Consider the following 25084-nt stretch of genomic DNA (forward strand, 5'->3'; position numbering starts at 1 on the left):
TTTAACCTGTTTATCTCAGCCGCCGTTAGCCGGCTGTTTTGCCGGGGCTGCCGGCTGCGCTTGCGGCTGCGATGCCGGAGCGGCGGCCGGAGCCGGCGCCGAAGGCACCGCGCCGGCGGGCGCGGCATTGGCCGGCGCCGTCGACGGAGCCGCCGCGGGGGCCTGCGGCACGCCGCTGGCCGGAGCCTGCGGGATCGCGCTGGGCGCGGCGGCCGGGGCGGCGGCGGGCGCGACCGGAGCCGGTTGCTCGCTGACGCGGCCCATCACGCCCAGGTCGGGCTTGCCCAACTGGGCCGGGGCGGTGCGGCTGGCCTGCCAGGCCATGAACAGGCTGATCGCGAAGAACGCGACCGCCAGCCACTTGGTCGACTTGGACAGGAAGTTCGACGAACCGCGGGCACCGAACACGGTCGCCGAGGCGCCGCCGCCGAAACCCGAGCCGGCCTGCGCACCCGCGCCGCGCTGCATCAGGATCAGGGCGATCATGGCGATCGCGATCAACACATAGATGACGTTGAGGAACAACAGCATCGTTCGGATTCTTCGCTCAGTGACAGCTCGTTACGACCGTTGCCGGGCGGCGGAGTTCGCCGTTCGACGCGATCAGGGCGCCGCCGCGGCAGCGATGGCGTTGAAGTCGGACGCGACCAGGGAGGCCCCGCCGACCAGTCCGCCATCGACGTCGGGCTGGGAAAACAGCGCGGCGGCGTTGTCGGCTTTCACGCTTCCGCCGTAAAGGATCGGAAGCGAGCCAGCGATTCTAGCATCCTGCGCGGCGATTTCGCTACGGATGAATGCGTGGACCTCCTGCGCCTGCTCCGGCGTGGCGGTGCGGCCGGTGCCGATCGCCCAGACCGGCTCGTAGGCGACCACGGCGCCGTCGAGGGCGGCGACGCCCAGCAGTTCCAGCACCGGCGCCAGCTGTTCCTGCAGGCGCCACTGGGTCTTGCCGTCCTCGCGCTCTTCCAGGGTCTCGCCGACGCACAGGATCGGCACCAGGCCGGCGTCGCGGGCGGCCGCGAACTTGCGCGCGACCAGCTCGCTGCTCTCGCGGTGGTACTGGCGGCGCTCGGAGTGGCCGACCAGGCCGTAGACCGCGCCGACCTCCTTGAGCATCGCCGCGGAGACTTCGCCGGTGTAGGCGCCCTTGACGTTGCTGCTGACGTCCTGCGCGCCGAAGCCCAGGCCGCGTTCGCCGTAGTGTTCGACCAACTCGCCCAGGTACGGCAGCGGCGGCAGGATCACCCGCTCCACGCCCGGCGGCGGGGTCTGCGCGGCGATTTCGTCGAGCAGGGCGAAGGCGAATTCGCGGCTGCCGTGCAGCTTCCAGTTTCCGGCGACGATCCTGCGGCGCATGGCTTCTCCCTCGGTGCGTAGACGGGGCGCAGTCTAACGGCTGGGCGCGACCAACGGTACTTGAAGCCAGAAGTGAGCGAAGAGAAGTGAGGAGTGAGCGGATTACACTCATTCCTCACTTCTCTTCGCTCACTTCTGGCTGAATGCTCATCCACAGCTTCCCGCCACTCGAAGTCCCCGACGCCCGCGCGCTGGTGCTCGGTAGCATGCCGGGCGCCGCCTCGCTCGCGGCCGGGCGCTATTACGCGCATCCGCACAACCGGTTCTGGCCGATCATGGGCGAACTGGTCGGCGCGGGGCCGGCGCTGGACTTCCCGCAGCGGGTCGCGGCGCTGGCCGCGGCCGGGATCGCGCTGTGGGACGTGCTGGCGCAATGCGAGCGCGAAGGCAGCCTGGATTCGGCGATCCGCGACGACACCGCGGTGCCCAACGACATCGCCGGTTTCCTGGCCCGGCATCCGCGGGTCGGCACGGTGCTGTTCAACGGCGCCAAGGCCGAGCAGAGCTTCCGTCGCTTCATCGCGCCCGGCCTGGCGCGGCCGGACCTGACCCTGGTTCGGTTGCCGTCGACCAGCCCGGCCAACGCCTCGCAGGGCGCGGCGATGAAGCTGGAGGCCTGGCGCCAGGCGCTGCGCGCGGCCGGGGTGCGCCTGCGCGAGGGCTGAGGCGGGCGCAAGCGACGTCCGGCGCGAGCGCGGTCGCGGCCCCACCGCGGATCGAGCGGCCGCCGAAGCCTCAATAGGATCGGCGCAAGCCGCGACCGCGCCAATTCCGCCACGACGAAACCGCCGATACCCGCGTTACTGCGGCGCAAATCGCCCCAAGAACCCGGCCCGCGCCGCCCATTCGCCCTCCGCGGCCGTTGCGCCTGCGCAACATTTCTCTCCCGCGTCCACCGCGGCTTTCCGCCCGAAACCCTTGCCCCGCCTGCGCCGCAGCCGTCCCAGTCCTTGCTGCGACTGCATCGGCGCCGCACCGGTCCATGGTCCCGGCCTGTCCTGCCCTCCCCGACCCCGGCGTTTCCTGGGGTGGCCGCCCGCCAAGGGCGCCCACCGCCGAACCGCCCGCCATCCGCGGGATGCCACCGGTCCGCACTCGCCTGTACGAGTCGGCCCGGCGTTCGCCCGGAAGCCGTCCGCGCCGCCACGGATCGAGGCGCGCGACGGCGTTGCGCCGACGATCCATCCGTCGCCCATGGAGCGATACCTCAAGGAGTTTTCGACATGAAGTCGCATCGCACTGCCTCGCACCGCCTCCCCCGCCGCCTCGCCGCTGTCGCCGGCCTGGCCCTGCTGACCCTGGCCGGCGCCGCCAGCGCCGGCGAAACCGTGATCCGCACCGCCCACGGCGACGTCGCCGCGCTGGATGCGCCCAAGCCCGGCAGCGCCGCCGCGGCCAAGGCCGCCCAGGCCGCGCCGTTCGCGACCGCGCGCCAGCGCGCCGCAGTCAAGCCGCTGGTCTGGGAAACCCGCGGCGAAGCCGCGTCGCCGGCCGCGCTCAAGGCGCTGGACGCGCCGACCGGCCCGGCCGCCAGCGCGCCCGGCGGCAGCGCCCCGGCGTTCAACAACTACCTCGCCCGCCAGCACTTCCCGCAGGTGTGGAACAAGCTCGACGCGCTGGACGCGCAGAAGGGCGCCGCGCCGGCGGCGGCGCTGGCCGGCGAGAAGGACGGCGCGCACTACGCCTACACCCGCTTCCCCGGCAACTACTACACCAGCCAGTGGAAGGCTTCGCCGTGGAACAAGATCGGCAAGCTGTACTTCACCAAGCCCGGCGGCGCCAGTTCGTACTGCACCGCGCAGGTCTCCAGCGGCACCAACGTGCTGACCACCGCCGCGCACTGCGTCTACACCTTCGGTTCGGGCTGGAACTCCAACTTCGTGTTCGTGCCGGCCGAGCGCTACGGCGAAGCGCCGTACGGCAAGTTCGGCTGGAGCACCGCGCGCGTGCCGACCAACTGGATCAGCCAGGGCACCCGGCGCTGGGACGTGGCGGTGATCAAGCTCACCGGCGAGCAGACCACCGGCATTCCGGTGATCAACTACGTCGGCTGGCTCGGCCGCGCCTGGAACCAGCCGTACTCGCTGTACACCTACTCGCACGGCTACGCCAGCAACCTGAGCACGCAGTACACCAACATCTGCGCCGGCCAGACCTACGACTCGCCGTCGGAAGGCACCAACGTCGTCGTGCAGGGCTGCGACATGACCTACGGCGCCAGCGGCGGCGCGTGGCTGATCAACTACACGCCCAATTCCAACGCCGGCAACCAGGTCAACAGCGTCGTCAGCGGCCCGCACATCGGCGCGTTCGGCACGGCGTGGGTCGGCGCGCGGTTCAACGACGACAACATCGTGGCGTTGTGCACGGCGATCGGCTGCTGAGCCCGCCCCGGTTTGGCGGCCAGCCCGCCAGGCGACGCAGCCTTGGGTAAGTCGCCGCAGCGGACAAGGACGTCCACGGGTGCCGCGGCCCGTTCCGCGGCGCCCGGACGCTCCGCCCGGAGCGCAGTTCCAGGCCAAAGAAAAAGCCGGCGCAAGCCGGCTTTTTCCTTTTGAGCGATCGGCGATGTCGCGATCCGGCTCCACCGCGGGCGTCGCGCCCGCGTGCCACGGCGACCGCGCCGCCCGATGCTCCACTCCCGATCCGCTACTGCCGACTCACTTGAGCTTGATCTCGCGCAAGCGCTCTTCCAGATAGCCCTGCGCGGTGATCGGCTCGGGATAGCGCTTGGGGTTGTCCGCGGTGATCGTCGAGGGCAGCACGTCGATCACGAAGTCCGGGTTCGGGTGCAGGAAGAACGGGGTCGAGTAGCGCGGCTGGCGCGCCTGTTCGCCCGGCGGGTTGACCACGCGATGGGTCGTCGACGGGTACACGTGGTTGGTCAGGCGCTGCAGCATGTCGCCGATGTTGACCACGATGGTGTCGGCGTCGGCGGTGAACGGCACCCACTCGCCCTGGCGCGACTTCACTTCCAGGCCGGCGGCGCTGGCGCCGACCAGCAGGGTGATCAGGTTGATGTCCTCGTGCGCGCCGGCGCGCACGTTGGGGATGTCGTCGGCGGTGATCGGCGGGTAGTGGATCGGGCGCAGGATCGAATTGCCCGAGTCGGTCTTGTCGGCGAAATAGTTCTCCGGCAGGCCGATGTGCAGGGCCAGCGCGCTGAGCACGCGCGAGCCGAGCTCGTCGAGGGTGGTGAACAGGCCGTAGGCGACCTCCTTGAACTCGGCGATCTCGCTCGGCCAAAGGTTGGCCGGCATGTCCGCGGCGTACTTGGAGTCGCGCGGGATCTCGCGGCCGACGTGCCAGAACTCCTTGAGGTCGAAGTGCTTGGAGTCCTTGGCGGTCTCCACGCCGAACGGGGTGTAGCCGCGGGCGCCGCCGCCGCCGGGCACGTGGTACTGGCGCTTGACCTCGTCGGGCAGCGCGAAGAAGCGCTTGAACACGTCGTAGGCGCGGTCGATCTGCGCGTCGCTGATGCCGTGGCCGCGGATGCCGGCGAAACCCCATTCGCGGTAGGCCGCGCCGAGCTCGGCGACGAAGGCCTCGCGGTCGGTGTCGAAACGGCGGATGTCGAGGGTGGGAATCTGACTCACTGGGCGTTCCTGTCTGGTCTGTCTTTTCGGATAGGCGGCTATCTTCGCTCAAAGCCGGCCCGCACGCGCGTTCGACGCCTCCGGACGACCGCGGCGGCACCTCCGGCAGACCGCCCCGGCACGCCCGCGCGCGCCCAGGCTGAACGGCCGCCAGCGCGCTTCAGCTCGGCGCCGCGCGCCCGCCCTCCGGCGGTGTTCCAGGGCTTTGTTACACGCTAAAGTCGCCGCCCGCCCGGCTCGCTTTCGGCCCGGCCCGCCCCGGTCCGCCCCACCTCGAGAACGCCCCCGCGAATGGACGTACCCGCCGCCCGCCCCGCCTTCCAGGCGCGCCGCGCCCTGGCCTGGCTGACCGGGTTCACCCTGACCAACGCGGTCGCCGCGATCGCCATCGCCGCGCTCAACATCCCTTTCGGCCACCTCGCCGAGCACTGGAAGGCGGCGCTGTTCCTGACCCTGGCCCTGCCCGGCCACTTCCTCTTCTTCGGCGCCCTGCTCGGCCTGCCGCCGCTGCTGCTGGGCTGGCTGACCCGGCGCAACGGCGCCCTGACCGCGGCGGCGGTGATCCTGCAGGCGGCGTGGATCTGCCTGCTGGTCACCGACGCCAAGGTGTTCGCGCTGTACCGGTTCCACCTCAACGCGATGGTCGCCAACATGGTGTTCGGCGGCGCGATGCAGGACCAGGTGGTGTTCTCCGCCGGCACCTGGGCGCTGATCGCGCTGGCGGTGGCGCTGGTGCTGGCGCTGGAAATCGCCGCGGCGTGGCTGTGGTGGCGCGCGCTGCGCCGGCGTCCGGGCCTGACCGCGATCGTGCGCGCGTGGTGGCTGGCCGCGGCGGTGATGCTGTTCGGCCAGGCGATGGTCGCCTACTACGACGCGCGCGGCGATCGCGCGGTGCTGTCGCAGCTGCCCTACATCCCGTGGGCGCAGCCGATCACGCTGAAGGACTCGCTGCAGCGCTTCGGGGTGAAGAGCGATCCCGACGCGCGCATGCCCAGCGCCGGCGAAGGCCTGCTGCAATACCCGCGCAAGCCGCTGGAATGCGACAAGGCGCCCAAGCTCAACGTCGTGGTGATCCTGCTCGAATCGCTGCGCCACGACGCGCTCAACCCGCAGGTGATGCCCAACACCTGGCGCCTGGCCCAGCGTTCGCAGTGGTACGACGACCACTACAGCTCCGGCAACGCCACCCGCTTCGGCCTGTTCGGCCTGCTCTACGGCCTGCCCGGCGGCTACTGGCACCCGATGCTGGCCGAGCAGCGCGGCTCGGCCTTCATCGGCCAGATGAAGAAAGACGGCTATGCGATGCACATCTACGGCAGCGCGCCGCTGTACAACCCCGAATTCGACCGCACCGTGTTCTCCGAGGTGCGCGAGCGCCTGGTCAACGGCCCGCGCGAGCGCCACAGCGCCGAGCGCGACCTGTCGATCCTGCGCGACCTGCAGCGCGACATCGCCGCGACCCCGGCGCAGCAGCGCTTCTTCGGCTTCGTGTTCCTGGACTCGACCCACCAGCCCTATTACATGTCCGAGGGCTACCCGCCGCTGTTCCAGCCGATGGCGAAGTCGATCAACCCGATCGACTTCGGCCCCGACCACGATCCGCTGCCGGACTTCAACCGCTACCGCACCGCCGCGCATTACGCCGACTCGCTGATCGGGCCGTTCCTGGACGCGCTGCAGGCCGGACCGTTCGCGCACAACACGGTGGTCGTGGTCACCGGCGATCACGGCGAAGAGTTCAACGACCTCAAGCAGAACTACTGGGGCCACAACGGCAACTTCTCCGACTACCAGCTGCGCACGCCGTTCGTGCTGTATTGGCCGGGCATGGCGGCGCGCAAGACCGGCCACGTGACCTCGCACGAGGACCTGGTGCCGACATTGATGAAGCACGCGCTGGGCTGCCGCAACGACAGCGCCGACTACAGCACCGGGCGCGACCTTTTCGGGCCGGCGCAGCCGAACCGGCCGCTGCTGGTGGAGAGCTGGTCGCAGCGCGGCATCCGCCAGGGCGACCGGATCTACCTGTTCGACAATTACGGCGCGGCGACCGTGGTGGACCGCCGCTACCGGCCGATCCCCGGCGCGAAGGTGGACCCGGCGGCGGTGAGCCAGTCGTGGGAGATGCTGACGCGGTTCCAGCAGCGTTGAGCGGCGGGTCGTTTCTTGTAGGAGCGGCGCGAGCCGCGACTGCGGCAACGAAACGCCGGCGCGCGATGGAGGTCTTGGGTTTCGATCCGGCGCCGGCCGAATGCCGCATGGCGTTGCGGCCTGCGTCGTTGTTTGGTTGGCGCGGTCGCGGCTTGCGCCGCTCCTACAGGTAGCTTCGGGCAGAGACGACGAAGGCCGCTTGCGCGGCCTTCGTCGGTTACGGCATGAGCGCGAGACTCAGACGGCCGCCTTCACCGCCGCCGACAGCGCGTCGAGCGTGTCCTGCATCAGCTTCGCGTCGTCGGCTTCGACCGTCACCCGCACCACCGGCTCGGTGCCCGAGGGGCGCAGGAACGCGCGGCCGCGGCCGGCCACGGCGGCTTCGGCTAGCTTCAACGCCTCCTTCACCGACGCGGCTTCGGTTGGCTTGCTCGCGCCCTCGAAACGCACGTTGACGGTCTTCTGCGGCACCCGCTGCAGCCCGGCCAGCGCCTCGCGCAGCGACAGCTTGCGCCGCGCCAGCACTTCCAGCACCTGCAGCGCGCTGACGATGCCGTCGCCGGTGCTGGTGCGGTCCAGGCACAGCAAGTGGCCGGAGGCTTCGCCGCCGAGCATGCCGCCGTGGGCGATCAGCTGTTGGTGGACGTAGCGGTCGCCGACCTTGGCGCGGATGAAGCCGATGCCGCGCTGTTCCAGCGCGCGCTCCAGGCCGTAGTTGGTCATCAGCGTGCCGACCACCGGGCCGCGCAGGCGGCCGCTGTCCTGCCAGTCGGTGGCGAGGATGTAGAGCAGGTCGTCGCCGTCGCAGATGCGGCCTTCGCTGTCGACGAACATGACCCGGTCTCCGTCGCCGTCGAAGGCGATGCCCAGATCCGCGCCGCTGGACTGGACCTTCGCCACCAGGGTCTGCGGATGGGTCGAGCCGACCCCGTCGTTGATGTTCAGGCCGCTCGGGTCGACGCCGATCGCGTCCACGCGCGCGCCGAGTTCGCGCAGCACCAGCGGGCCGACCTGGTAGGTGGCGCCGTTGGCGCAGTCCAGGGCGATGCGCAGGCCGCTGAGGTCGAAGCCGCGCGAGACCGAGCCCTTGCAGGCTTCCAGGTAGCGGCCGATGGCGTCGCGGGTGCGCACGGCGCGGCCCAGGCGTTCGGACTCGACCGTGCGGAACGGCTGCTCCAGCGCCGCCTCGATCGCCAGTTCGGTGTCGTCGTCGAGCTTTTCGCCGTCGGCGGAGAAGAACTTGATGCCGTTGTCGTAGTGCGGGTTGTGCGAGGCGGAGATGACGATGCCGCCGTCGGCGCGCAGCGAGCGGGTCAGGTGCGCGACCGCCGGGGTCGGCATCGGGCCCATCAGCTGCACGTCCACGCCGGCGGCGACCAGGCCGGCCTCGAGCGCGGCCTCGAACATGTAGTTCGAGATGCGGGTGTCCTTGCCGATGATGACCATCGGGTTGCGCCAGTCGCGGCGCTGCAGCGCGTGGCCGTAGGCGTTGCCCAGGCGCAGGACGAAGTCGGCCGAGATGGCGCCCTCGCCGACGCGGCCGCGGATGCCGTCGGTGCCGAAGTATTTGCGGGTCATGGGTGTGGGATTCGGAATGGGGAAGTGGGGATTGGTGCGTCGCGGCTCGGCGCTGGCTCAGCGCTTTCGGGGGATCGCCGCGCGGCGAGTGTGCCGCAAGCCGCGCGCGCTTCGGCGGCGCGCGGCTGAACGCCGGCGCGTTGCGCTGCCGCGCTCACAGTTCCCGCGGCCGCGCTCGCGGATTCGGATTGTGGGAGCGGCAAGAACGGCAAAAGCGACGCGACCGGCGCGCCCGCGCCGACCGCACCGCCCTCGCGCATGCCCGATCCCAAATCCGCGATCCCGTGTCGAAGCGGCTCAGGCCGCCTCGACATCGTCCTCGGGCTGCGGCTGCTTCATCATCATCGCCAGCAGGTGCGAGATGCGGTCGCGCATTTCGCGGCGGTCGCAGATCTGGTCGACGGTGCCGTGTTCGAGCAGGAACTCGCTGCGCTGGAAACCTTCCGGCAGTTTTTCGCGCACGGTCTGTTCGATCACGCGCGGGCCGGCGAAGCCGATCAGCGCGCCGGGCTCGGCCAGGTTGAGGTCGCCGAGCATCGCGAACGAGGCGGTGGTACCGCCGAAGGTCGGATGGGTCATGACCGAAATGAACGGCAGGCCGGCGTCGCGCATGCGCCCCAACGCGGCCGAGGCCTTGGCCATCTGCATCAGCGAGAACAGGCTTTCCTGCATGCGCATGCCGCCGCTGGCGGCGAAGCAGACCATCGGCACGCCGTCGGCCACGGCGCGCTCGGCGCCGCGGGCGAAGCGCTCGCCGCTGACCGAACCCATCGAGCCGCCCATGAAGGCGAAGTCCATCGCGGCGGCGACCAGCGGGCGCTGCTTGAGCGTGCCGGCCATCGCGATCAAAGAGTCGCGCTCGCCGGTCGCCTTCTGCGCGGCCTTGAGACGCTCGGAATACTTCTTCTGGTCCTTGAACTTGAGCACGTCGACCGGGCTCAGTTCGGCGGCGATTTCCTGGCCGCTGCCGGCGTCGAGGAACGCGCTCAGCCGCGCACGCGCGCGGATCGGCATGTGGAAGCTGCACTTGGGGCACACCTCGAGGTTTTCCTCGAGTTCGGGACGGTAGAGCACGGCGCCGCAGCGTTCGCACTTCTCCCACAGGCCCTCCGGGACGCTGCGGCGCTTGGCCGCGCCGGTCTCGGTGCGGATGCCGGACGGCATGAGTTTCTTGAGCCACGACATGCGTTGGGATCTTCCTGTTGTAGCGGGCGGAGGACGGATCGGCAGTGGATCGGATGCGCCGCGCCGGTGCCGTCCCGACGCGCCAGTTTAGCGCAGCGGGCCGGACGCCCCGGCCGCCGCTGTTCAGCCGCTCGGGTCAGGCGGCGTCGAGCGCCGCGCGCAGCGGCGCAAGGAAGTCGCGCGCGGCCTGCGCCGCGGCCTGCGCCGACGCCGCTTCGGCCAGCACCGCGACCAGCGCGCTGCCGACCACCACGCCTTCGGCTTCGCGCGCCATGGCCGCGGCGCTGGCCGCGTCCTTGATGCCGAAGCCGGCCACCACCGGCACCCGCGACTGCTGGCGGATGCGGTGCAGGCGGTCGTTGGCGGCGCCGGCGTCGAGCCGGTCGGCGCCGGTCACGCCGGCGAAGCTGACGTAGTAGAGATAGCCCTGGGCGCCGTCGCACAGCAGCGCCAGGCGCTCGTCGGTGGTGGTCGGCGAGGCCAGCAGGATCAGCGCCAACCCGGCCTGGGCGAAGGCCGCGCGCAGTTCGGCGGCCTCTTCCGGCGGCAGGTCGACCAGCAGCACGCCGTCGACGCCGGCGGCGACCGCGTCGTGGGCGAAACGCTGCGCGCCGCGGATCTCGATCGGGTTGAGGTAACCCATCAGCACCACCGGCGTATCGGCGTCGCCCTGGCGGAACTGCGCTACCGCCTGCAGCACCCAGCCCAGGCCGGCGCCGCGCGCGATCGCGCGCTCGGAGCTGCGCTGGATGGTCGGGCCGTCGGCCATCGGATCGGAGAACGGCACGCCGAGCTCGACCACATCGGCGCCGGCCGCGACCAGCGCGTGCATCGCCGGCACGGTCGCCTCCAGCGAGGGATCGCCGGCGGTCAGGAACGGGATCAGCGCCTTGCGGCCGGCGGCTTGCAGCTGTTGGAACTTGGCGTCGATGCGATTCATGGGGGGATGAGGAGTGAGCGTGGAGGAGTGAGAAGCGAGCGCAATCAAAAGCGGCGTGCAGAAGCGGGGAGCGGCGAAACGATGCTTTCGCTCACTCCTCACTCCTCCACGCTCACTCCTAGCTCAAAAGTGCAGCCCTTCGCGGCCGGCGATCGTATGCACGTCCTTGTCGCCGCGCCCGGACAGATTGCACAGCACGACCTGGTCCTTCGGCATCGCGCGGGCCAGCTTGATCGCCTGGGCGATGGCGTGGCTGGATTCCAGCGCGGCCAGGATGCCCTCGGTGCGCGCCAGGGTGCGGAAGGCGTCGAGCGCTTCGTCGTCGGTGACGCCGACGTACTCGGCGCGGCCGGTGTCCTTGAGGAAGGCGTGCTCGGGGCCGACGCCGGGATAGTCCAGGCCGGCGGAGACCGAATGCGTCTCCACGATCTGGCCGTCGTCGTCGCACAGCACGTAGGTACGGTTGCCGTGCAGCACGCCGGGTCGGCCGGCGGCGAGCGATGCGGCGTGGCGGCCGGTGTCGATGCCGTCGCCGGCGGCCTCGGCGCCGACGATGCGCACCTCGCGGTCGTTGAGGAAAGCGTGGAACAGGCCGATGGCGTTGCTGCCGCCGCCGACGCAGGCGGTGATCGCATCGGGCAGGCGGCCGTACTCGGCCAGCATCTGCGCCCTCGCCTCGCGCCCGACCACGGCGTTGAAGTCGCGGACCATGCGCGGATACGGATCCGGGCCGGCCACGGTGCCGATGATGTAGAAGGTGTCGCGCACGTTGGTGACCCAGTCGCGCATGGCTTCGTTGAGCGCGTCCTTGAGCGTCTGCGAGCCGCTGGTCACCGGCACCACGGTCGCGCCGAGCAGCTTCATCCGGTAGACGTTGATCTTCTGCCGCTCGATGTCGGTGGCGCCCATGTAGACCACGCATTCCAGGCCCAGGCGCGCGGCCACGGTGGCGCTGGCGACGCCGTGCTGGCCGGCGCCGGTCTCGGCGATGATCCGGGTCTTGCCCATGCGGCTGGCGAGCAGCGCCTGGCCGATGGTGTTGTTGATCTTGTGCGCGCCGGTGTGGTTGAGGTCTTCGCGCTTGAGCAGGATCCGCGCGCCGCCGACTTCGTCGCTGAGGCGCTGCGCGTGGTAGATCGGGCTCGGCCGGCCGACGTAGTGGGCCAGGTCGTTGTCGAAGGCCTGGACGAAGGCCGGGTCGACCCGGGCGGCGTCGTAGGCGCGGGCCAGTTCCTCGATCGGCGCGATCAGGGTTTCGGCGACGAACCGGCCGCCGAACCGGCCGAAATGGCCGTTGGCGTCGGGGTACTGATGGAAATCAATCGGTTGGGCGATCGGATCGGCGGACATCGGCGGCCATCAAACGGGGAGCGCCGCGCCTGGCGCGGCGGAACCCCAGAGTTTAGGGCATCGGCGCGCCGACCGTACCGTTTCGCTTGCCTCGGAATGGCGGTCCGGTTGCGGGGTGACGCGATGGGCAAAGCGCAAGCGCGACGCGCGCCCGGGCGACAGCGGGAACGGCGCACCGTCGGGGCGCCGCGCATGCGCGCCGGCCGGCGCGTCCGCGTCCCCGCCCTTCCCCATCGCCGCGGTCGCGCGGCCGTTACTCGACGTGGCAGTCGGCCCGCCGCACTTCCTCGACGAACTGGCGCATCCTGTCGCCGTCCTTGAGCCCGGGCGCGCTCTCGATGCCGCTGGAGACGTCCACGCCCCACGGCAGGGTCGCCAGGATCGCCTCGAACACGTTGTCCGGGGTGATGCCGCCGGCCAGGATGAAGGGCTTCTGCACCCCGACCGGGATGCGTTTCCAGTCGAAGGTCTTGCCGCTGCCGCCGCTGCCGCCCTCGGCATGGCTGTCGAACAGGAAGCCGGCCGCGCCGGGATAGCGCATCAGCAGCGCGGACGGGTGCTGGCCGGCCAGTTCGCCGCCCATCGCGATGGCCTTCAGATAAGGCACGCCGAAGCCGCGGCAGTAGGCGTCGTCTTCGTTGCCGTGGAACTGCAGCAGGCTCGGCCGGACCTGGCGCACGACCTCGCGCACTTCATCGACCGGGTTGTCGGCGAACAGCGCGACCGCGTCGACCAGCGGCGCCAGCGCCTGGCGCATGGCCCGCGCCTCCTCGGGCGCGACCCGGCGCTTGCTGCCGGCGGCGAACACGAAACCGATCGCGTCGGCGCCGAGTTCGCAGGCCAGGCGCACATCGCCGGGACGGGTGAAACCACAGAACTTGATGCGGGTGCGGTACAGCGTGCGGGACGGATTCAAAGGCAGACCTCGGCGGGCAACTGGCATTCGGCGGGATAGCGCGGCCCGACGAACACCAGTCCCGCCGACGGAGCGGTCGGACCGGCGACCGTGCGGTCGCGCCCGGCCAGCAGTTCGGCGATCCAGCCCTCGGGCCGGTCGCCGCGGCCGACCGGCAGCAAGCTTCCGACAATGTTGCGCACCATATGGTGAAGAAAGGCGTTGGCCTGTACTTCCATTTCCACGATATCGCCGTCGCGGCGGACCGCGATGGACTGCAGGTCGCGGCGCGCGTGCGGGGCCTGGCAGTGCACGGTGCGGAACGCCGAGAAATCGTTCTCGCCCAGCAGCGCCTGGGCCGCGCGGTGCATGGCGTCGGCGTCGAGCGGGCGCCGTTCCCAGCTCAGGTACTGGCGCTGCAGCGCCGGCCGCACCGGGCGGTTGAGGATGCGGTAGCGGTAACGGCGCGCCCGCGCCGAGAACCGCGCGTGGAAGTCCGGCGCCACGGGAATGCACCAGCGCACGCATACGGATGGCGGCAGGCGCGAGGTCGCGCCCAGCGTCCAGCCGCGCGGGTCGCGCTCGACCGGGCTGTCGAAATGCACGACCTGGCACGAGGCGTGCACGCCGGCGTCGGTGCGGCCGGCGCAGACCACCTCGATGCCGGTGCCGGCGACGAAGCTGAGCGCCTGCTCCAGGGTGGTCTGCACGGTGGCTTCGCCGCGCGGGGCGTGCTCGGGGCGGCTCGGCTCGCCCGGACGCACCAGCCGCTGCCAACCGGAGAATTCGCTGCCGTCGTACTCCACGCCCAGGGCGTAGCGCCGCAGCGGCGCGGCGGCGGAGGCGGTGTCGGAATCGTTCATGCCCTGCCCTTGCCTGTGCCTCAGGAGCCGGTCCGGCCTCCGCCGGCGCCTTCCAGTTCGCGCAGCAGGCGCGCGGCCTGCTGGCGGGCGGCGTGGTCGCCGTTGATCAACACTTCGCCGAGCAACTGGCGGGCGCTGCCTTCGTCGCCGAGGTCGAGGTAGGCGCGGGCCAGCTCGATCCGCTCCAGGCCCGGCGAGGCCGCGACCGCGGCGGCCGGCTTGGGATCGGGCGCGATGGGAGCGGGCGCGATGGGATCGGGCGCGATGGGAGCTGGCGCGAGCCGGGCCGGTTCGGCCGCGGGGCGCGGCGCGACGGTTCCGGCATCCGCGCGCGGCTCCACGCTCGGCGCCTGGGTCGCGGCGACCTGCGGGGCGACGGCCGGGGCCACCGGCACCGGCTGCAGCGGCGCCGGTCCGGCCTCGCGGCGCGGCTGGCTGCCGGCGCTGGTCGAATGCCAGGTCGGCACGCGCGGCTGGCTCTTGGGTTCGCTGACCGGGGCGGTCCAGTGCGGCGGCGACGGCGGCGCGACGGGGTCGGCGGCGGGCTGGACGGTCGCGGGTTCCTGTTCGCCAGGGAAATCCTGCAAGGCGTGGGCCTGCGGCGCGTCGGTCTGTTCGGACGCGTCCGCCGCATCGGCGTCGGCGTCGCTATCGGCGATGGCGACGGCGCGCGATTCGGGTTCGGCGCGGTCGCGGCCGAGCAGCTGCGCGACCGGGTCGACCAGCGGCGCCGGTTCGGGCTTGCGCCGCAGCGTTTCGACCGGGTCCGGAGCCGGCTCGGCGGCTGCGGGCGCCGGCACGAACGGCGCGGGCGTCGGCGCGGCGGCGCGGAAGTTCGGGCGCTTGGGTTCGCGCCGGCTCAGCACCCAGCCGCCGGCCAACAGCGCCAGCAGGCCGAGGCCGCCGAAGATCCACGGCAACGGCGAGCCGCTGTCGGCGCGGGCCTGGTTCTCGGCCAGGCGCTGCTGGGTCGCGGCCAGCTCGCTGTCCTTCATCGCGATCAGCTTCTGCTGGTCGGTGCTGAGCTTCTCCAGCTCGGCGACCTTGCTCTTGAGGTCCGCCAGCTCCTGCTCGCGCACCGCGATGGTTTCGTTGGCCTGTTGCACTTGTTCTCGCATCATGTGGCCCTCGCCTGCGGCGCTGATGCCGGACTGAGCCCCGGCCTTCGCGCGCTCGGCGCCGGGCGGGACGATTTCCAGGCGCGCATCGCTGGCCCGGCCGGGCTCGCGCGCGGCCGGCGCCACCGGCGCCTTGGCGACGCGGTCGGCGCCGACGGTCAGCGGCTGCGGCACCGCCTGCTGCGGCGCCTGCCGCCATTGCTGGATCTGCGCGCGGACCAGTTCGTTGGCCTCGCGCGGGTCGATCGCCGCCATCTCGCCGCCGGGCGGACGGCGCAGCACCGCGCCGGCGCGCAGGCGGTTGATGTTGCCGCCGACAAAGGCCTCGGGATTGGCCCGCAGCAGCGCGATCATGGTCTGGTTGAGGCTCTGCGCGCCGCCGACCTGCGCGGCGATGCCGGACAGGGTCTGGCCGCGCGCGACGGTGATTTCGCCCTCGGCGGGAATGGCGGCCGGCGCGGCCGGCTGCGGGCGCGGCTCGCGCGCGATGCGGCCGGCGTTGGGCCGCTCGGCGGGCGCCGGCGGCGCGGCCGGCGGCGCGGCGTCCGGGATCGCCTGCGGCGGCGCTTCGGGCTGGGCGGCCAGCGCGTCCGGCGGCAACGGCTGCATCGCGTTGCCCGGATCGTAGCCGGGCACCGGGTTCTCCACCGCCAGCGGATCGGTCTGCTGCGGCTGCGCGCCGAACGGCAGCGGCGCCTCCAGCGGACGTTCGATGGTGTTCGGATTCGCGCCGGCGGCGGCCTGGATCGGCGGCTGCATCGGCGCGGACGCGGTGCGCGGCGCGTCGAGCAACGCCGAGTATTCGCGGGTCAGCCGGCCCTGGCCCCAATCGACTTCGATCAGGAAGGTCAGCAGCGGCTGCTGCACCGGCTGGGTGCTGGTGACGCGGATGATCGGCTTGCCGTTGCGGTCGACCGCCAGGGTGAAGCGCAGGTCGGTGACGATGCCCTGCGGCGGCTCCAGGCCGATGCGCTGGAAGGTTTCCGGCGAGGCCAGGCCGGCGCGCAGCTGGGCCAGTTCCTCCGGGCCGCTGGCGATGACCGGGATCTCGGCCAGCAACGGCTGGCCGGCGCGCGACTTGACCTCGATCTGGCCCAGACCCAGCGCACAGGCCGCCGAGCTGGCCAATGCCAGCGCCAGGCCCAGGGCGGTGCGTGCGAAACCTGATCTCACGAGCGGTCCCATTCCGAAGTCAGGCGGCGACTCTAAAGGGGTACGGCCTGAATGCGCAACGCATTCGTTAAGTTTTCATCCTAAGCCGTTGACTGGCTGAGGGGAAGCCGGCGTGGCCGCTCTATCCTCTTGGGTGCAGGCGCTGGCTTTTGTGGGAGGGCCTTCAGGCCCGATGCTTTTCGATCCGGTCGCGGCGATCTGAAACAAAGGCATCGGGCCTGAAGGCCCTCCCACAAAAGCCCAGGGCCTGCTGCCCGAGCGCAAAAAAATCGGGCCCCGCGGGGCCCGATTTCCCGGTTCATGCCTCGACGCTCTACCTCAGCGCTCGGCCCACACCAGTTCGGCCAGCTGCACCGCGTTGGTCGCCGCGCCCTTGCGGATGTTGTCGGCCACCACCCACAGCGACAGCCCGCGCGGGTGCGAGATGTCGTCGCGGATGCGGCCGACGAACACCGGGTCCTCGCCGGAGGCGTGGGTCACCGGGGTCGGGTAGCCGCCGCCCTTGGCCTCGTCCACCACCACCAGGCCCGGCGCCTTTTCCAGCAGCGCGCGCGCGTCGGCCGCGGAGAGCTTGTCGCGGGTCTCGATGTGCACCGCCTCGGAATGGCCGTAGAACACCGGCACCCGCACCACGGTCGCGTTCACGCCGATGCTGTCGTCGCCGAGGATCTTGCGGGTCTCCCAGACCAGCTTCATTTCCTCGGTGGTGTAGCCGTTGTCGGTGAAGTCGCCGCCGTGCGGGATCACGTTGAAGGCGATCTGCACCGGATAGATCTCCGGCTGCGCCTCCTGGAAGCTCAGCAGCGCCGCGGTCTGCCGGCCCAGTTCCTCCATCGCCCGCTTGCCGGTGCCGGACACCGACTGGTAGGTGGCGATGTTGATGCGCTCGAGCTTGGCCTGGCGGTGGATCGGCGCCAGCGCGACCATCAGCTGCATGGTCGAGCAGTTGGGATTGGCGACGATGCCCAGCGGACGGTTCTTGAGCGCCTCGGGATTGACCTCGCTGACCACCAGCGGCACGTCGTCCTGGTAGCGGAAGGCCGAGGAGTTGTCGATCACCACCGCGCCGGCGGCGGCGAACTTGGGCGCGTATTCCTTCGACACCGAGCCGCCGGCCGAGAACAGGGCGATGTCGACGCCCTTGGGGTCGAACGCGGCCAGGTCTTCCACGACCAGGGTCTGGCCCTCGAACTCGATTTTCTCGCCCGCCGAACGCTCGCTCGCCAGCACGTGCAGTTTGCCGATCGGGAACTTGCGCTCGGCCAGCACCTTCAACATGGTTTCACCGACCGCGCCGGTGGCACCGACGACGGCGACATTGCAGGACGTCTTGGCGTTCATCTGATCTGAGTTACCTGAGTGTGGGGACCGCCGGACCCATTTCCGGCGGGTGGAGCTTTGGAGGCGGGACCGGGGACCGGGGACCCGGGACCGAAAAGCGGCTGTTGCGGTCGGCTTCTAAATCCGGGTCCCTGGTCCTCGGTCCCGGGTCCCGCCGTTGATCGGGCTCGGCGGATCGCCCGCGCGCGGGCCGAAGCCGAGCGCGGCGATCAGGTTGTCGACCGCCAGCGCCACCATCGCCCGGCGCGTGGCCAGGCTGCCGCTGGCGATGTGCGGGGTCAGCACGACCCGGCGCTGTTGCAGCAGGCGCGGGTTGAGCCGCGGCTCGCCTTCGTACACGTCCAGGCCGGCCGCGCCGAGGCGGTCGTGCTCCAGCGCGTCGCACAGCGCGTCCTCGTCGACGATGCCGCCGCGGGCGATGTTGGTCAGGGTCGCGTGCGGCCGCAGCTTGGCCAGCGCGGCCGCGTCGATGAGGTGGTGCGACTGCGGCGAATACGGCAGCACCAGCACCAGGTGATCGGCGCGCGCCAGCAGTTCGTCGAAACCGACGTACTGCGCCTTGCATTCGGCTTCCACCGCCGCGGGCAGGCGGCTGCGGTTGTGGTACAGCGTGCGCATGCCGAAACCGGTCGCGCGGCGGGCGATGGCCTGGCCGATCCGGCCCATGCCGAGGATCGCCAGGGTCGCGCCGTGCACATCGGCGCCGAGCAGGCTGTCGAAGCTCCAACGCTGCCATTGGCCGTCGCGCAGCCAGCGCTCGGCCTCGCTCATGCGCCGCGCGGCCGCCATCATCAGGGCGAAGCCGAAATCGGCGGTGGTCTCGGTCAGCACGTCGGGAGTGTTGCTGGCGAGGATGCCGGCGGCGCTGAGCGCGGCGATGTCGAGGTTGTTGTAGCCCACGCCGACGTTGGCGATCGCGCGCAGGCGCTGCGCGCCGGCGATCTGCCCGGCGCCGATCGGATCGTTGAGGGTGACCAGCGCGCCGTCCATGCGGCGCAGGATCGCGTTGACCGCGGCCGGTTCGTGCCGGGTCACCTCGCGGGTGGCCTCGACCTCGAAATGCTCGCCCAGCCGCGCCAGCACATCGGCGAACAGCGGCTGCGAGACCCACACGCGCGGACGCTCAGACATCGCCCTGCCCCGCCTGCGCCGGCACCCGCGGCGTCACCTCGCCGACGTCGCCGCACTGGGCGCGGTGGCGCAGCGCCTGGTCCATCAGCACCAGCGCGACCATCGCCTCGCAGATCGGCGCGGCGCGGATGCCCACGCACGGGTCGTGGCGGCCGGTGGTGACCACTTCGATCTCGTTGCCGCGGATGTCCAGGCTGCGCCCCGGCAGGCGCAGGCTCGAAGTCGGCTTGAACGCGGCCGAACAGCGCAGGCGCTGGCCGGTGCTGATGCCGCCGAGAATGCCGCCGGCGTGGTTGCTGGCGAAGCCGTCGGGCAACAGTTCGTCGCGATGCTCGGTGCCCTTCGACGCCACGCTGGCGAAGCCGTCGCCGATCTCCACGCCCTTGACCGCGTTGATGCTCATCAGCGCCGCGGTCAGCTCGCCGTCGAGCTTGCCGTAGATCGGCTCGCCCCAGCCCGGCGGCACGCCGTCGGCGATCACCTCCACGCGCGCGCCGACCGAGTCGCCGGACTTGCGCAGCGCGTCCATGTACCGCTCCAACTCGTCGAGCTGGGCCGCGTGCGGCCAGAAGAACGGATTGGTTTCGACCGCGTCGAGATCGAAGCCGGCCGGCACGATCGTGCCGATCTGCGACACATAGCCGCGTACGACCACGCCGAAGCGCTGCGCCAGCCACTTCTTGGCGATGACGCCGGCGGCCACGCGCATGGTGGTCTCGCGCGCCGAGGAGCGGCCGCCGCCGCGCGGATCGCGATGCCCGTACTTCTGCCAATAGCTGTAATCGGCGTGGCCGGGACGGAACTGCTCGGCGATGTTGCCGTAGTCCTTGCTGCGCGCGTCGGTGTTGCGGATCAGCAGGGCGATCGGAGTGCCGGTGGTTCGGCCCTGGTAGACGCCGCTGAGGATCTCGATCTCGTCGGCCTCGCGCCGCTGCGAGGTGTGGCGGCTGCGGCCGGTGGCGCGGCGTTCGAGATCGTGGCGGAACTCCTCCGGCGCCAGTTCCAGGCCCGGCGGGCAGCCGTCGACGACGCAGCCGATGGCCGGGCCGTGGCTTTCGCCGAAGGTGGTGACGGTGAGGAGGGTTCCGAAGCTGTTGCTGGCCACTGCGCGGGATCCTGGTGGGTGCCGGTGGTGCGTTGGCGATGATCGCGGGGGTTGGTGTGTTGTGGATGAAGCGGATTCGTCGTCGATGCGGGGCGTGCTTGCTGGTTTGCGGTCGCGGCTTGCGCCGCTCCTACAAGGGCGGATCGATGGTAAGGCGCGGCCGTGACGGGCGGAAATGATCGATTCGCAAGCGTCGCCCCCGCCCTGCATGAGCGACGTACTTGGGTCGGGACTCGAATCGCTGCAACCCGCAACCGCGACGAAGCATCGGGTCCGAGGACGCTTGCGCGGGACTTGCCGCCAGGCCCGGCCCGCGCAAGCGTCCTCGGACCCGATGCGTCCAGCCCAGCTTGAGCAAAGGTTTCAGGCCCCGATGCGTCCAGCCCAGCCTGCGCAAAGGTTTCAGGACCCGAAGCGTCCAGCCCAGCTCCGCGCGCATACCGACCCGGCCACCATAGCCGACCCGTCCGGTTTCCGCTGCAACGAAGGCAGGCGCGAGCCTGCGGCGATCTCCAGGGAGTCCGCAGGCGGATGCGATGAACAAGCGCAAACGCCGCGGGGCGCTTACGAGTTACGGCCGGTCCGCGCCGGCGATGCTGTTCGGTCAGCGTCGCTTGCGGCACCGCGCGAGGCCCGAGCCCCGCGCCACCAGCCGCCGACGCGCGTGATCCTTACGACTCGATCAGGCTCGCGCGTCGGCGAGCCGTTTGATCTCGTCGTGATGCTCGACCAGATCGTGGCGCTCGGCCACGAAGATGCCCATCTGGCCGACCTTGAACTCGACCCAGGCCAGCGGCAGCTGCGGCAGCAGCTCGCACAGCGCGCGCTCGGCTTCGCCGACTTCGCAGATCAGCAGGCCGTGCTCGCTCAGGTGCTGCGGAGCGTCGCGCAGGATCTTCAGCGCCAGGTCTAGGCCATCAAAGCCGGCGCGCAGACCCAGCTCCGGCTCGAACGAGTACTCGCGCGGCAGCGCGTCGGTCTCGTCGTCGGTCACGTACGGCGGATTGGTGACGATCAGATCGAACACCTCGCCCTGCAGGCCCTGGAACAGGTCGGACTGGCGCAACTCGACGTTGTCGGCGAGCAGGCGCTGCTTGTTCTCGGCCGCCAGCGACAGCGCCTTGTCGTTGATGTCGGCGCCGATCACCTCCCACTCGGGGTGGTAATGGCCGGTGGCGATGGCGATGCAGCCCGAACCGGTGCACAGATCCAGGGCGCGGCGCACGTCGCGGCCGCCGAGCCAGGGCTCGAAACCGGCCTCGATCAGCTCGGCGATCGGCGAGCGCGGCACCAGCGCGCGCGCGTCGCTCTTGAAGCTCAGGCCGGCGAACCAGGCCTCACCGGTCAGATAGGCGGCCGGGATGCGCTCGTCGATGCGGCGCTGGAACAGCGCCAGCACCGCGTCCTTCTCGTCCGTGGTGACCCGGCCCTGGCCGTAGACCGGGCTCAGGTCGTGCGGCAGGTGCAGCGCGTGCAGGACCAACTGGGTGGCTTCGTCCAGGGCGTTGTCGTAGCTGTGGCCGAAACTCAGCCCGGCCGCGTTGAAGCGGCTGGCCCCGTAGCGGATCAGGTCGACGAGGGTCAGCTGTTCGAAGGAAACGGAAGCGGGCACGGCGGGTCCAGGGCGTAACAAGGGGCGCAGTATAGCTTTTGTTCGGGACCGGGGACCGGGGACCCGGAGCGGGCGTCGGCGCAAAGGCGCACGTTGATGGAACCGATGCCGAAGAAGTCGACGCTGGCTCCTGGTCCCCGGTCCCCGGTCCCCGGTCCCCGGTCCCGGTATCATGGCCGGGCATTCACGCTGGAACCGCCATGTTCAACCGCACTACCGCCATCGTCCTGGTGGCCGCGCTGGCCGCCGCGCTGGGCCTGTGGGCCTCGCAGAAATACTTCGGCAGCGCCAAGCGCTCGCACCTGCCGCAGACCCAGGCGGTGCGCCTGTTCGACCCGCCGCGCACCCTGCCCGCGTTCTCGCTGCGCCAGTCCGACGGCACCCCGCTGATCCCGGGCGAGCTCAAGGGCCACTGGACCCTGGTCTTCCTCGGCTTCACCCACTGCCCGGACGTGTGCCCGACCACCCTGGCGCAGATGTCGGTGGCGCAGAAGGCCTGGGAAGCGATCCCCGAATCGACCCGCCCGCGGGTGCTGTTCGTCTCGGTCGATCCCGAGCGCGACAGTCCCGACAAGATCGGCGAGTACGCCCACGGCTTCCACAAGGACACCCTGGCCGCGACCGCCGACGTGCCGGCGCTGGAGAACTTCGCCAAGTCGCTGAGCATGGTGTTCGCCAAGGTCCCGGCCCCGCCCGGCGCGCCGGCCAACCAGTATTCGATGGACCACAGCGCCAGCATGGCCGTGCTCGACCCGCAGGGGCGCATGGCCGGGCTGGTGCGGCCGCCGTTCGATCCCAACGCGATCGCGCGCGACATGGCCGCGCTGACGGAGGCCTCGCCGTGAGCCTCGTCACCACCCTGACCTATGCGCTGCCGCACCGCTTCCTGTCGGGCCTGGCGCGGACCCTGGCCTACTCGCCCGACCCGCGGGTGAGCCGCTGGCTGATCGACACGGTGACCGAGAAGTTCGGCGTCGACCTCAGCGAGGCGGCCAATCCCGATCCGCGCGCCTATCCGACCTTCAACGCCTTCTTCACCCGCGCGCTCAAGCCGGGCGCGCGCCGCGCGCAAGGCGACGCGCGCACCCTGCTGATGCCGGCCGACGGCCGCATCAGCCAGTGCGGGCCGATCCGCGCCGGCGAGATCTTCCAGGCCAAGGGCCGCTCGTTCACCGCGTTGGAACTGCTCGGCGGCGACGAAGCCGCGGCCGCGCCGTTCCGCGACGGCGACTACGCCACCGTGTACCTGTCGCCGCGCGACTACCACCGCGTGCACATGCCCTGGACCGGCACCCTGCGCGAGACCGTGCACGTGCCCGGCCGGCTTTTCAGCGTCGGCCCCGACGCGGTGCGCAACGTGCCGCGGCTGTTCGCGCGCAACGAGCGCCTGGTCTGCCATTTCGATGCCGACTTCGGGCCGATGGCGCTGGTGATGGTCGGCGCGCTGCTGGTGTCGGGCGTGGAAACGGTGTGGAGCGGGATCGAGATTCCCGCCTACGGCGACCGCGTCACCACCAAGGACTACCGCGGCAAGGGCATCGTCCTCAAGCGCTTCGAGGAAATGGCCCGGTTCAATTACGGCTCGACCGTGATCGTGCTGCTGCCGCCCGGCGTAGCGACGCTGGACGCCGCGCTGCAGGCCGAGACCGCCGTGCGCCTGGGCCAGCCGCTGGCCCGTCGTACCCGCTGAAAGCCCCTGTAGGAGCGGCGCAAGCCGCGACCGCGATAGCGCAGATACGACGCAAGCGTGGTTTCGCGGTCGCGGCTTGCGCCGCTCCTACAGCTAGACCATCAAGCCCCACGGAGGGGATACGCATGACCCGCACCGGACGCTGCTTCGCTGTTGCCGCACTCGCCCTCCTCGTGGCCGCCTGCGGCGCCAAGACCGAAGCCGAACAACTCGCCGGCCTGCGCGACGGCCTCGCCTACACCCAGTACCGCCGCGTCTCCGAGAGCGGCCTGCCGGCGGCGCTGCAGGCCTATCGTTTCGGCGCGCAGTTCAGCGACAAGGCCGGCGTGGCGCCGTCCGAACTGCCGCAGTTCGGCCCCGCCGACCTGTGCATCGCCCACCTGCTGCTGGCCTATGCCGCGCTCGGCGCCGACAAGACCACGATCGCGGTGGCCGAAACCGACATCGTCGAAGCGCAGGACTGCGCCGCCTTCGACGACCTCGCCGCGGCCTCGCTGCGCTCGGTCGCGTTCCAGCGGCTGGAATGGCCGCAACTGGCGCAGGCCGAGAGCGAACGGGTCTGGGCCGCGCAGAACCAGACCGACGGCGAATTCAGCAAGGGCCCGGCCGGGCAGATGATGGCCCTGCACCTGGGCCTGGGCTACCTGGCGGTCAGCGAGAAGCGCTGGGACCGCGTCCAGATCCACGCCGACGCGCTCGGCCAGATGCTGCGCGCGCCGTGGCTGGGCAAGATCGCCGGCGCCGGCGTGGCGGTGCAGGAAGGCCGCACCCGCGACGCGCTGATCGCGCTCAAGCGCCTGAGCGAGGACCCGAGCGTGCCCGGCGGCGTGCGCAAGGAACTGGCCGGATTCATCGCCCAGGCCGAAGCCAAGGGCGGCGACGTCGACTCCTTCGCCTTCATGCCGCGGCTGGTGACCACCCTGGCCTGGGACGCGGTCAAGGCGCACGGCCCCGAGGCGATGCGCGCGGCCACCCGCCTCGCCGACGAACAGGCGCTCAAGCCGATGGGCGAATCGCTGCAAAAAGGCGTCGGCCAGGCCGGCGAGGCCGCCGGCGGCTGGTGGCGCAAGGCGCGCGAGGCGCTGTCGTCGCCCGAGCCGGCCGCTCCGGCGGAGAAGACCGGCGAAACGCCGGCCGGACCCGCCGCCTGAAAGCTCTGCCGTCTGAAAGGCCGGCCGCCTGAAGGCGCCGCCGGCCGTCCCGGCGTAAGCAACCGACGAGGTCGGACCGGACCCGCCGCCGAAGACGGCGCGGGCCGGGTCCGTCGGCCGCGCGCGCTCAGGCCGCGGCCGCGCGCGCGCCCGCCGGCAGATCCTCGCGCAACACCGGCAGGCCCTGCGCCAGCGCCTTGAACATCGCGCCCTCGTCGGCTTCGCCGTCCTCGTCGAGGAACTCCGGCCGCACCAGGCGCGGCAGGTCCTCGGGTTCGAAGTCCACGTCCATATCGACATCCAGCGGCGCGGCGATCAGCACCGCCTCGACCGCCGGCCCGAACGACATGCGGAAATAGCTGGTCGCCAACACCAGCGCCGCGCGGGTGCGGCCGCCGACGTTGAGCACGCCGCCGTCGTCGCCGTAGCGGCCGGCGACCGCGCCTTCGACGATCAGTTGGCCCAGGACGGTCACGTTCGGGCAGCCCTGCAGCACCACGTTGCGCGCCTTGAGGTCGCCGGTGACCAGCAGGTAGCAGCCGCCGCCGAAATCGTTCCAGAGCAATTGCCCGTCGATCTCCAGGTCGCCGTCGACGATCACGTTGTAGGGATTCCAGTCCACGCCCGGCTCGCTGCGCCAGTCGCCGGCGAGCTTGAGGCCGCCGCGATAGACGCGCTGCTCCTGCTCGCCGGCGAACTCGCGGTAGGGGTATTCGATGCCGCCGGAGACCTTGAATTCGGTTTCGACGGCGGCGGCGGTGAGCACTTCGTAGGCGGGGGTGTCGGTCATCCGTGAGGTCCTTGGGACGCGATGGAAAAAACAGGGCGCGCAGCCGCGGCGCTGGCGCG

The 25084-nt window shown here is 71.2% G+C and carries 22 protein-coding genes; 6 read left to right on the forward strand and 16 right to left on the reverse strand.

Translation table 11 applies throughout. From position 1 onward, the window contains the following. Positions 1–15: 15 nt before the first annotated feature. Together secG and tpiA are read right to left on the reverse strand one after the other, a co-directional pair. Entirely contained in the window at positions 16–531 is a 516-nt protein-coding gene (gene secG / locus JHW41_RS14550; protein WP_250442856.1) for a preprotein translocase subunit SecG, read from the reverse strand. Positions 532–603: 72 nt separating this feature from the next. Next, on the reverse strand, positions 604–1356 hold the full coding sequence (gene tpiA, locus JHW41_RS14555; RefSeq protein WP_057947324.1) for a triose-phosphate isomerase: 753 nt from the start codon (positions 1354–1356) through the stop codon (positions 604–606). 143 nt (positions 1357–1499) lie between these two features. On the opposite strand from tpiA, the gene JHW41_RS14560 reads away from it, so the two are divergent. Further along, positions 1500–2021: a DNA-deoxyinosine glycosylase gene (locus JHW41_RS14560; RefSeq protein WP_078996648.1), complete on the forward strand. Its 522-nt coding sequence runs from the start codon at positions 1500–1502 to the stop codon at positions 2019–2021. A gap of 558 nt (positions 2022–2579) precedes the next feature. Beyond that, on the forward strand, positions 2580–3740 hold the full coding sequence (locus tag JHW41_RS14565; RefSeq protein WP_250442859.1) for a trypsin-like serine peptidase: 1161 nt from the start codon (positions 2580–2582) through the stop codon (positions 3738–3740). Between the two features lie 276 nt (positions 3741–4016). Here JHW41_RS14565 and JHW41_RS14570 read toward each other — a convergent pair whose 3' ends face one another. Beyond that, positions 4017–4952, reverse strand: a complete 936-nt coding sequence (locus JHW41_RS14570) for an isopenicillin N synthase family dioxygenase (protein WP_057947321.1) — start codon at positions 4950–4952, stop codon at positions 4017–4019. Between the two features lie 291 nt (positions 4953–5243). On the opposite strand from JHW41_RS14570, the gene JHW41_RS14575 reads away from it, so the two are divergent. After that, positions 5244–7103, forward strand: a complete 1860-nt coding sequence (locus tag JHW41_RS14575) for a DUF3413 domain-containing protein (protein ID WP_057947320.1) — start codon at positions 5244–5246, stop codon at positions 7101–7103. A gap of 237 nt (positions 7104–7340) precedes the next feature. On the opposite strand, the gene glmM is transcribed toward JHW41_RS14575, so the two are convergent. The 12 genes from glmM to prmB all read right to left on the reverse strand — a co-directional run bounded on the left by glmM (position 7341) and on the right by prmB (position 21394). Further along, positions 7341–8681 (reverse strand): phosphoglucosamine mutase, encoded by a 1341-nt coding sequence (glmM, locus tag JHW41_RS14580; RefSeq protein ID WP_057947319.1) that lies wholly within the window; start codon positions 8679–8681, stop codon positions 7341–7343. 297 nt (positions 8682–8978) lie between these two features. Beyond that, positions 8979–9866, reverse strand: coding sequence for an acetyl-CoA carboxylase, carboxyltransferase subunit beta (accD, locus tag JHW41_RS14585; protein WP_057947318.1), 888 nt, complete (start codon positions 9864–9866; stop codon positions 8979–8981). A 136-nt stretch (positions 9867–10002) separates the two neighbouring features. After that, positions 10003–10806: a tryptophan synthase subunit alpha gene (trpA, locus tag JHW41_RS14590; RefSeq protein WP_250442862.1), complete on the reverse strand. Its 804-nt coding sequence runs from the start codon at positions 10804–10806 to the stop codon at positions 10003–10005. A gap of 123 nt (positions 10807–10929) precedes the next feature. Continuing rightward, positions 10930–12156, reverse strand: a complete 1227-nt coding sequence (gene trpB / locus JHW41_RS14595) for a tryptophan synthase subunit beta (protein ID WP_078996643.1) — start codon at positions 12154–12156, stop codon at positions 10930–10932. Positions 12157–12409: 253 nt separating this feature from the next. Next, a complete protein-coding gene (locus tag JHW41_RS14600) occupies positions 12410–13072 on the reverse strand; it encodes a phosphoribosylanthranilate isomerase (protein WP_231783982.1) in 663 nt (220 codons plus the stop codon). After that, on the reverse strand, positions 13069–13914 hold the full coding sequence (gene truA, locus JHW41_RS14605) for a tRNA pseudouridine(38-40) synthase TruA (protein WP_250442865.1): 846 nt from the start codon (positions 13912–13914) through the stop codon (positions 13069–13071). The genes JHW41_RS14600 and truA overlap by 4 nt, the downstream gene beginning before the upstream one ends. Positions 13915–13934: 20 nt before the next feature. Next, a complete protein-coding gene (locus tag JHW41_RS14610; RefSeq protein WP_250442867.1) occupies positions 13935–16205 on the reverse strand; it encodes a FimV/HubP family polar landmark protein in 2271 nt (756 codons plus the stop codon). Between the two features lie 75 nt (positions 16206–16280). Then, on the reverse strand, positions 16281–16418 hold the full coding sequence (locus JHW41_RS27080) for a DUF6053 domain-containing protein (RefSeq protein ID WP_428995373.1): 138 nt from the start codon (positions 16416–16418) through the stop codon (positions 16281–16283). A 105-nt stretch (positions 16419–16523) separates the two neighbouring features. Then, positions 16524–17546 carry an aspartate-semialdehyde dehydrogenase gene (locus JHW41_RS14615; protein ID WP_250442871.1) on the reverse strand — a complete coding sequence of 341 codons (1023 nt, stop codon included), beginning with the start codon at positions 17544–17546 and terminating at the stop codon, positions 16524–16526. A gap of 117 nt (positions 17547–17663) precedes the next feature. Continuing rightward, positions 17664–18677, reverse strand: a complete 1014-nt coding sequence (locus tag JHW41_RS14620) for a 2-hydroxyacid dehydrogenase (RefSeq protein ID WP_250442874.1) — start codon at positions 18675–18677, stop codon at positions 17664–17666. After that, positions 18670–19782 (reverse strand): chorismate synthase, encoded by a 1113-nt coding sequence (aroC, locus tag JHW41_RS14625; RefSeq protein ID WP_250442877.1) that lies wholly within the window; start codon positions 19780–19782, stop codon positions 18670–18672. The genes JHW41_RS14620 and aroC overlap by 8 nt, the downstream gene beginning before the upstream one ends. A 682-nt stretch (positions 19783–20464) precedes the next feature. Beyond that, entirely contained in the window at positions 20465–21394 is a 930-nt protein-coding gene (gene prmB / locus JHW41_RS14630) for a 50S ribosomal protein L3 N(5)-glutamine methyltransferase (protein WP_250442880.1), read from the reverse strand. Positions 21395–21594: 200 nt separating this feature from the next. On the opposite strand from prmB, the gene JHW41_RS14635 reads away from it, so the two are divergent. The 3 genes from JHW41_RS14635 to JHW41_RS14645 all read left to right on the forward strand — a co-directional run bounded on the left by JHW41_RS14635 (position 21595) and on the right by JHW41_RS14645 (position 24235). Then, positions 21595–22239, forward strand: a complete 645-nt coding sequence (locus JHW41_RS14635; RefSeq protein ID WP_057947308.1) for an SCO family protein — start codon at positions 21595–21597, stop codon at positions 22237–22239. Then, positions 22236–23084: an archaetidylserine decarboxylase gene (gene asd, locus JHW41_RS14640; RefSeq protein WP_250442882.1), complete on the forward strand. Its 849-nt coding sequence runs from the start codon at positions 22236–22238 to the stop codon at positions 23082–23084. Before JHW41_RS14635 ends, asd begins: the two co-directional genes overlap by 4 nt. Positions 23085–23209: 125 nt before the next feature. Further along, positions 23210–24235, forward strand: a complete 1026-nt coding sequence (locus JHW41_RS14645) for a hypothetical protein (protein ID WP_250442885.1) — start codon at positions 23210–23212, stop codon at positions 24233–24235. 127 nt (positions 24236–24362) lie between these two features. Here the strand turns inward: JHW41_RS14645 and JHW41_RS14650 are convergent, their stop codons facing one another. Next, positions 24363–25025 carry a hypothetical protein gene (locus tag JHW41_RS14650; RefSeq protein WP_057947305.1) on the reverse strand — a complete coding sequence of 221 codons (663 nt, stop codon included), beginning with the start codon at positions 25023–25025 and terminating at the stop codon, positions 24363–24365. Positions 25026–25084: the final 59 nt, after the last annotated feature.

Origin of the sequence: Lysobacter enzymogenes (assembly GCF_023617245.1) — a bacterium.
Lineage (GTDB): Bacteria > Pseudomonadota > Gammaproteobacteria > Xanthomonadales > Xanthomonadaceae > Lysobacter > Lysobacter yananisis.

Bases quoted from the DNA above. Each gene is read 5' to 3' on its own strand.
- secG (WP_250442856.1), bottom strand. From the start codon at position 531: ATGCTGTTGTTCCTCAACGTCATCTATGTGTTGATCGCGATCGCCATG.
- tpiA (WP_057947324.1), bottom strand. From the start codon at position 1,356: ATGCGCCGCAGGATCGTCGCCGGAAACTGGAAGCTGCACGGCAGCCGC.
- JHW41_RS14560 (WP_078996648.1), top strand. From the start codon at position 1,500: ATGCTCATCCACAGCTTCCCGCCACTCGAAGTCCCCGACGCCCGCGCG.
- JHW41_RS14565 (WP_250442859.1), top strand. From the start codon at position 2,580: ATGAAGTCGCATCGCACTGCCTCGCACCGCCTCCCCCGCCGCCTCGCC.
- JHW41_RS14575 (WP_057947320.1), top strand. From the start codon at position 5,244: ATGGACGTACCCGCCGCCCGCCCCGCCTTCCAGGCGCGCCGCGCCCTG.
- glmM (WP_057947319.1), bottom strand. From the start codon at position 8,681: ATGACCCGCAAATACTTCGGCACCGACGGCATCCGCGGCCGCGTCGGC.
- accD (WP_057947318.1), bottom strand. From the start codon at position 9,866: ATGTCGTGGCTCAAGAAACTCATGCCGTCCGGCATCCGCACCGAGACC.
- trpA (WP_250442862.1), bottom strand. From the start codon at position 10,806: ATGAATCGCATCGACGCCAAGTTCCAACAGCTGCAAGCCGCCGGCCGC.
- trpB (WP_078996643.1), bottom strand. From the start codon at position 12,156: ATGTCCGCCGATCCGATCGCCCAACCGATTGATTTCCATCAGTACCCC.
- truA (WP_250442865.1), bottom strand. From the start codon at position 13,914: ATGAACGATTCCGACACCGCCTCCGCCGCCGCGCCGCTGCGGCGCTAC.
- JHW41_RS27080 (WP_428995373.1), bottom strand. From the start codon at position 16,418: ATGCCTTTGTTTCAGATCGCCGCGACCGGATCGAAAAGCATCGGGCCT.
- JHW41_RS14615 (WP_250442871.1), bottom strand. From the start codon at position 17,546: ATGAACGCCAAGACGTCCTGCAATGTCGCCGTCGTCGGTGCCACCGGC.
- JHW41_RS14620 (WP_250442874.1), bottom strand. From the start codon at position 18,677: ATGTCTGAGCGTCCGCGCGTGTGGGTCTCGCAGCCGCTGTTCGCCGAT.
- JHW41_RS14635 (WP_057947308.1), top strand. From the start codon at position 21,595: ATGTTCAACCGCACTACCGCCATCGTCCTGGTGGCCGCGCTGGCCGCC.
- JHW41_RS14645 (WP_250442885.1), top strand. From the start codon at position 23,210: ATGACCCGCACCGGACGCTGCTTCGCTGTTGCCGCACTCGCCCTCCTC.
- JHW41_RS14650 (WP_057947305.1), bottom strand. From the start codon at position 25,025: ATGACCGACACCCCCGCCTACGAAGTGCTCACCGCCGCCGCCGTCGAA.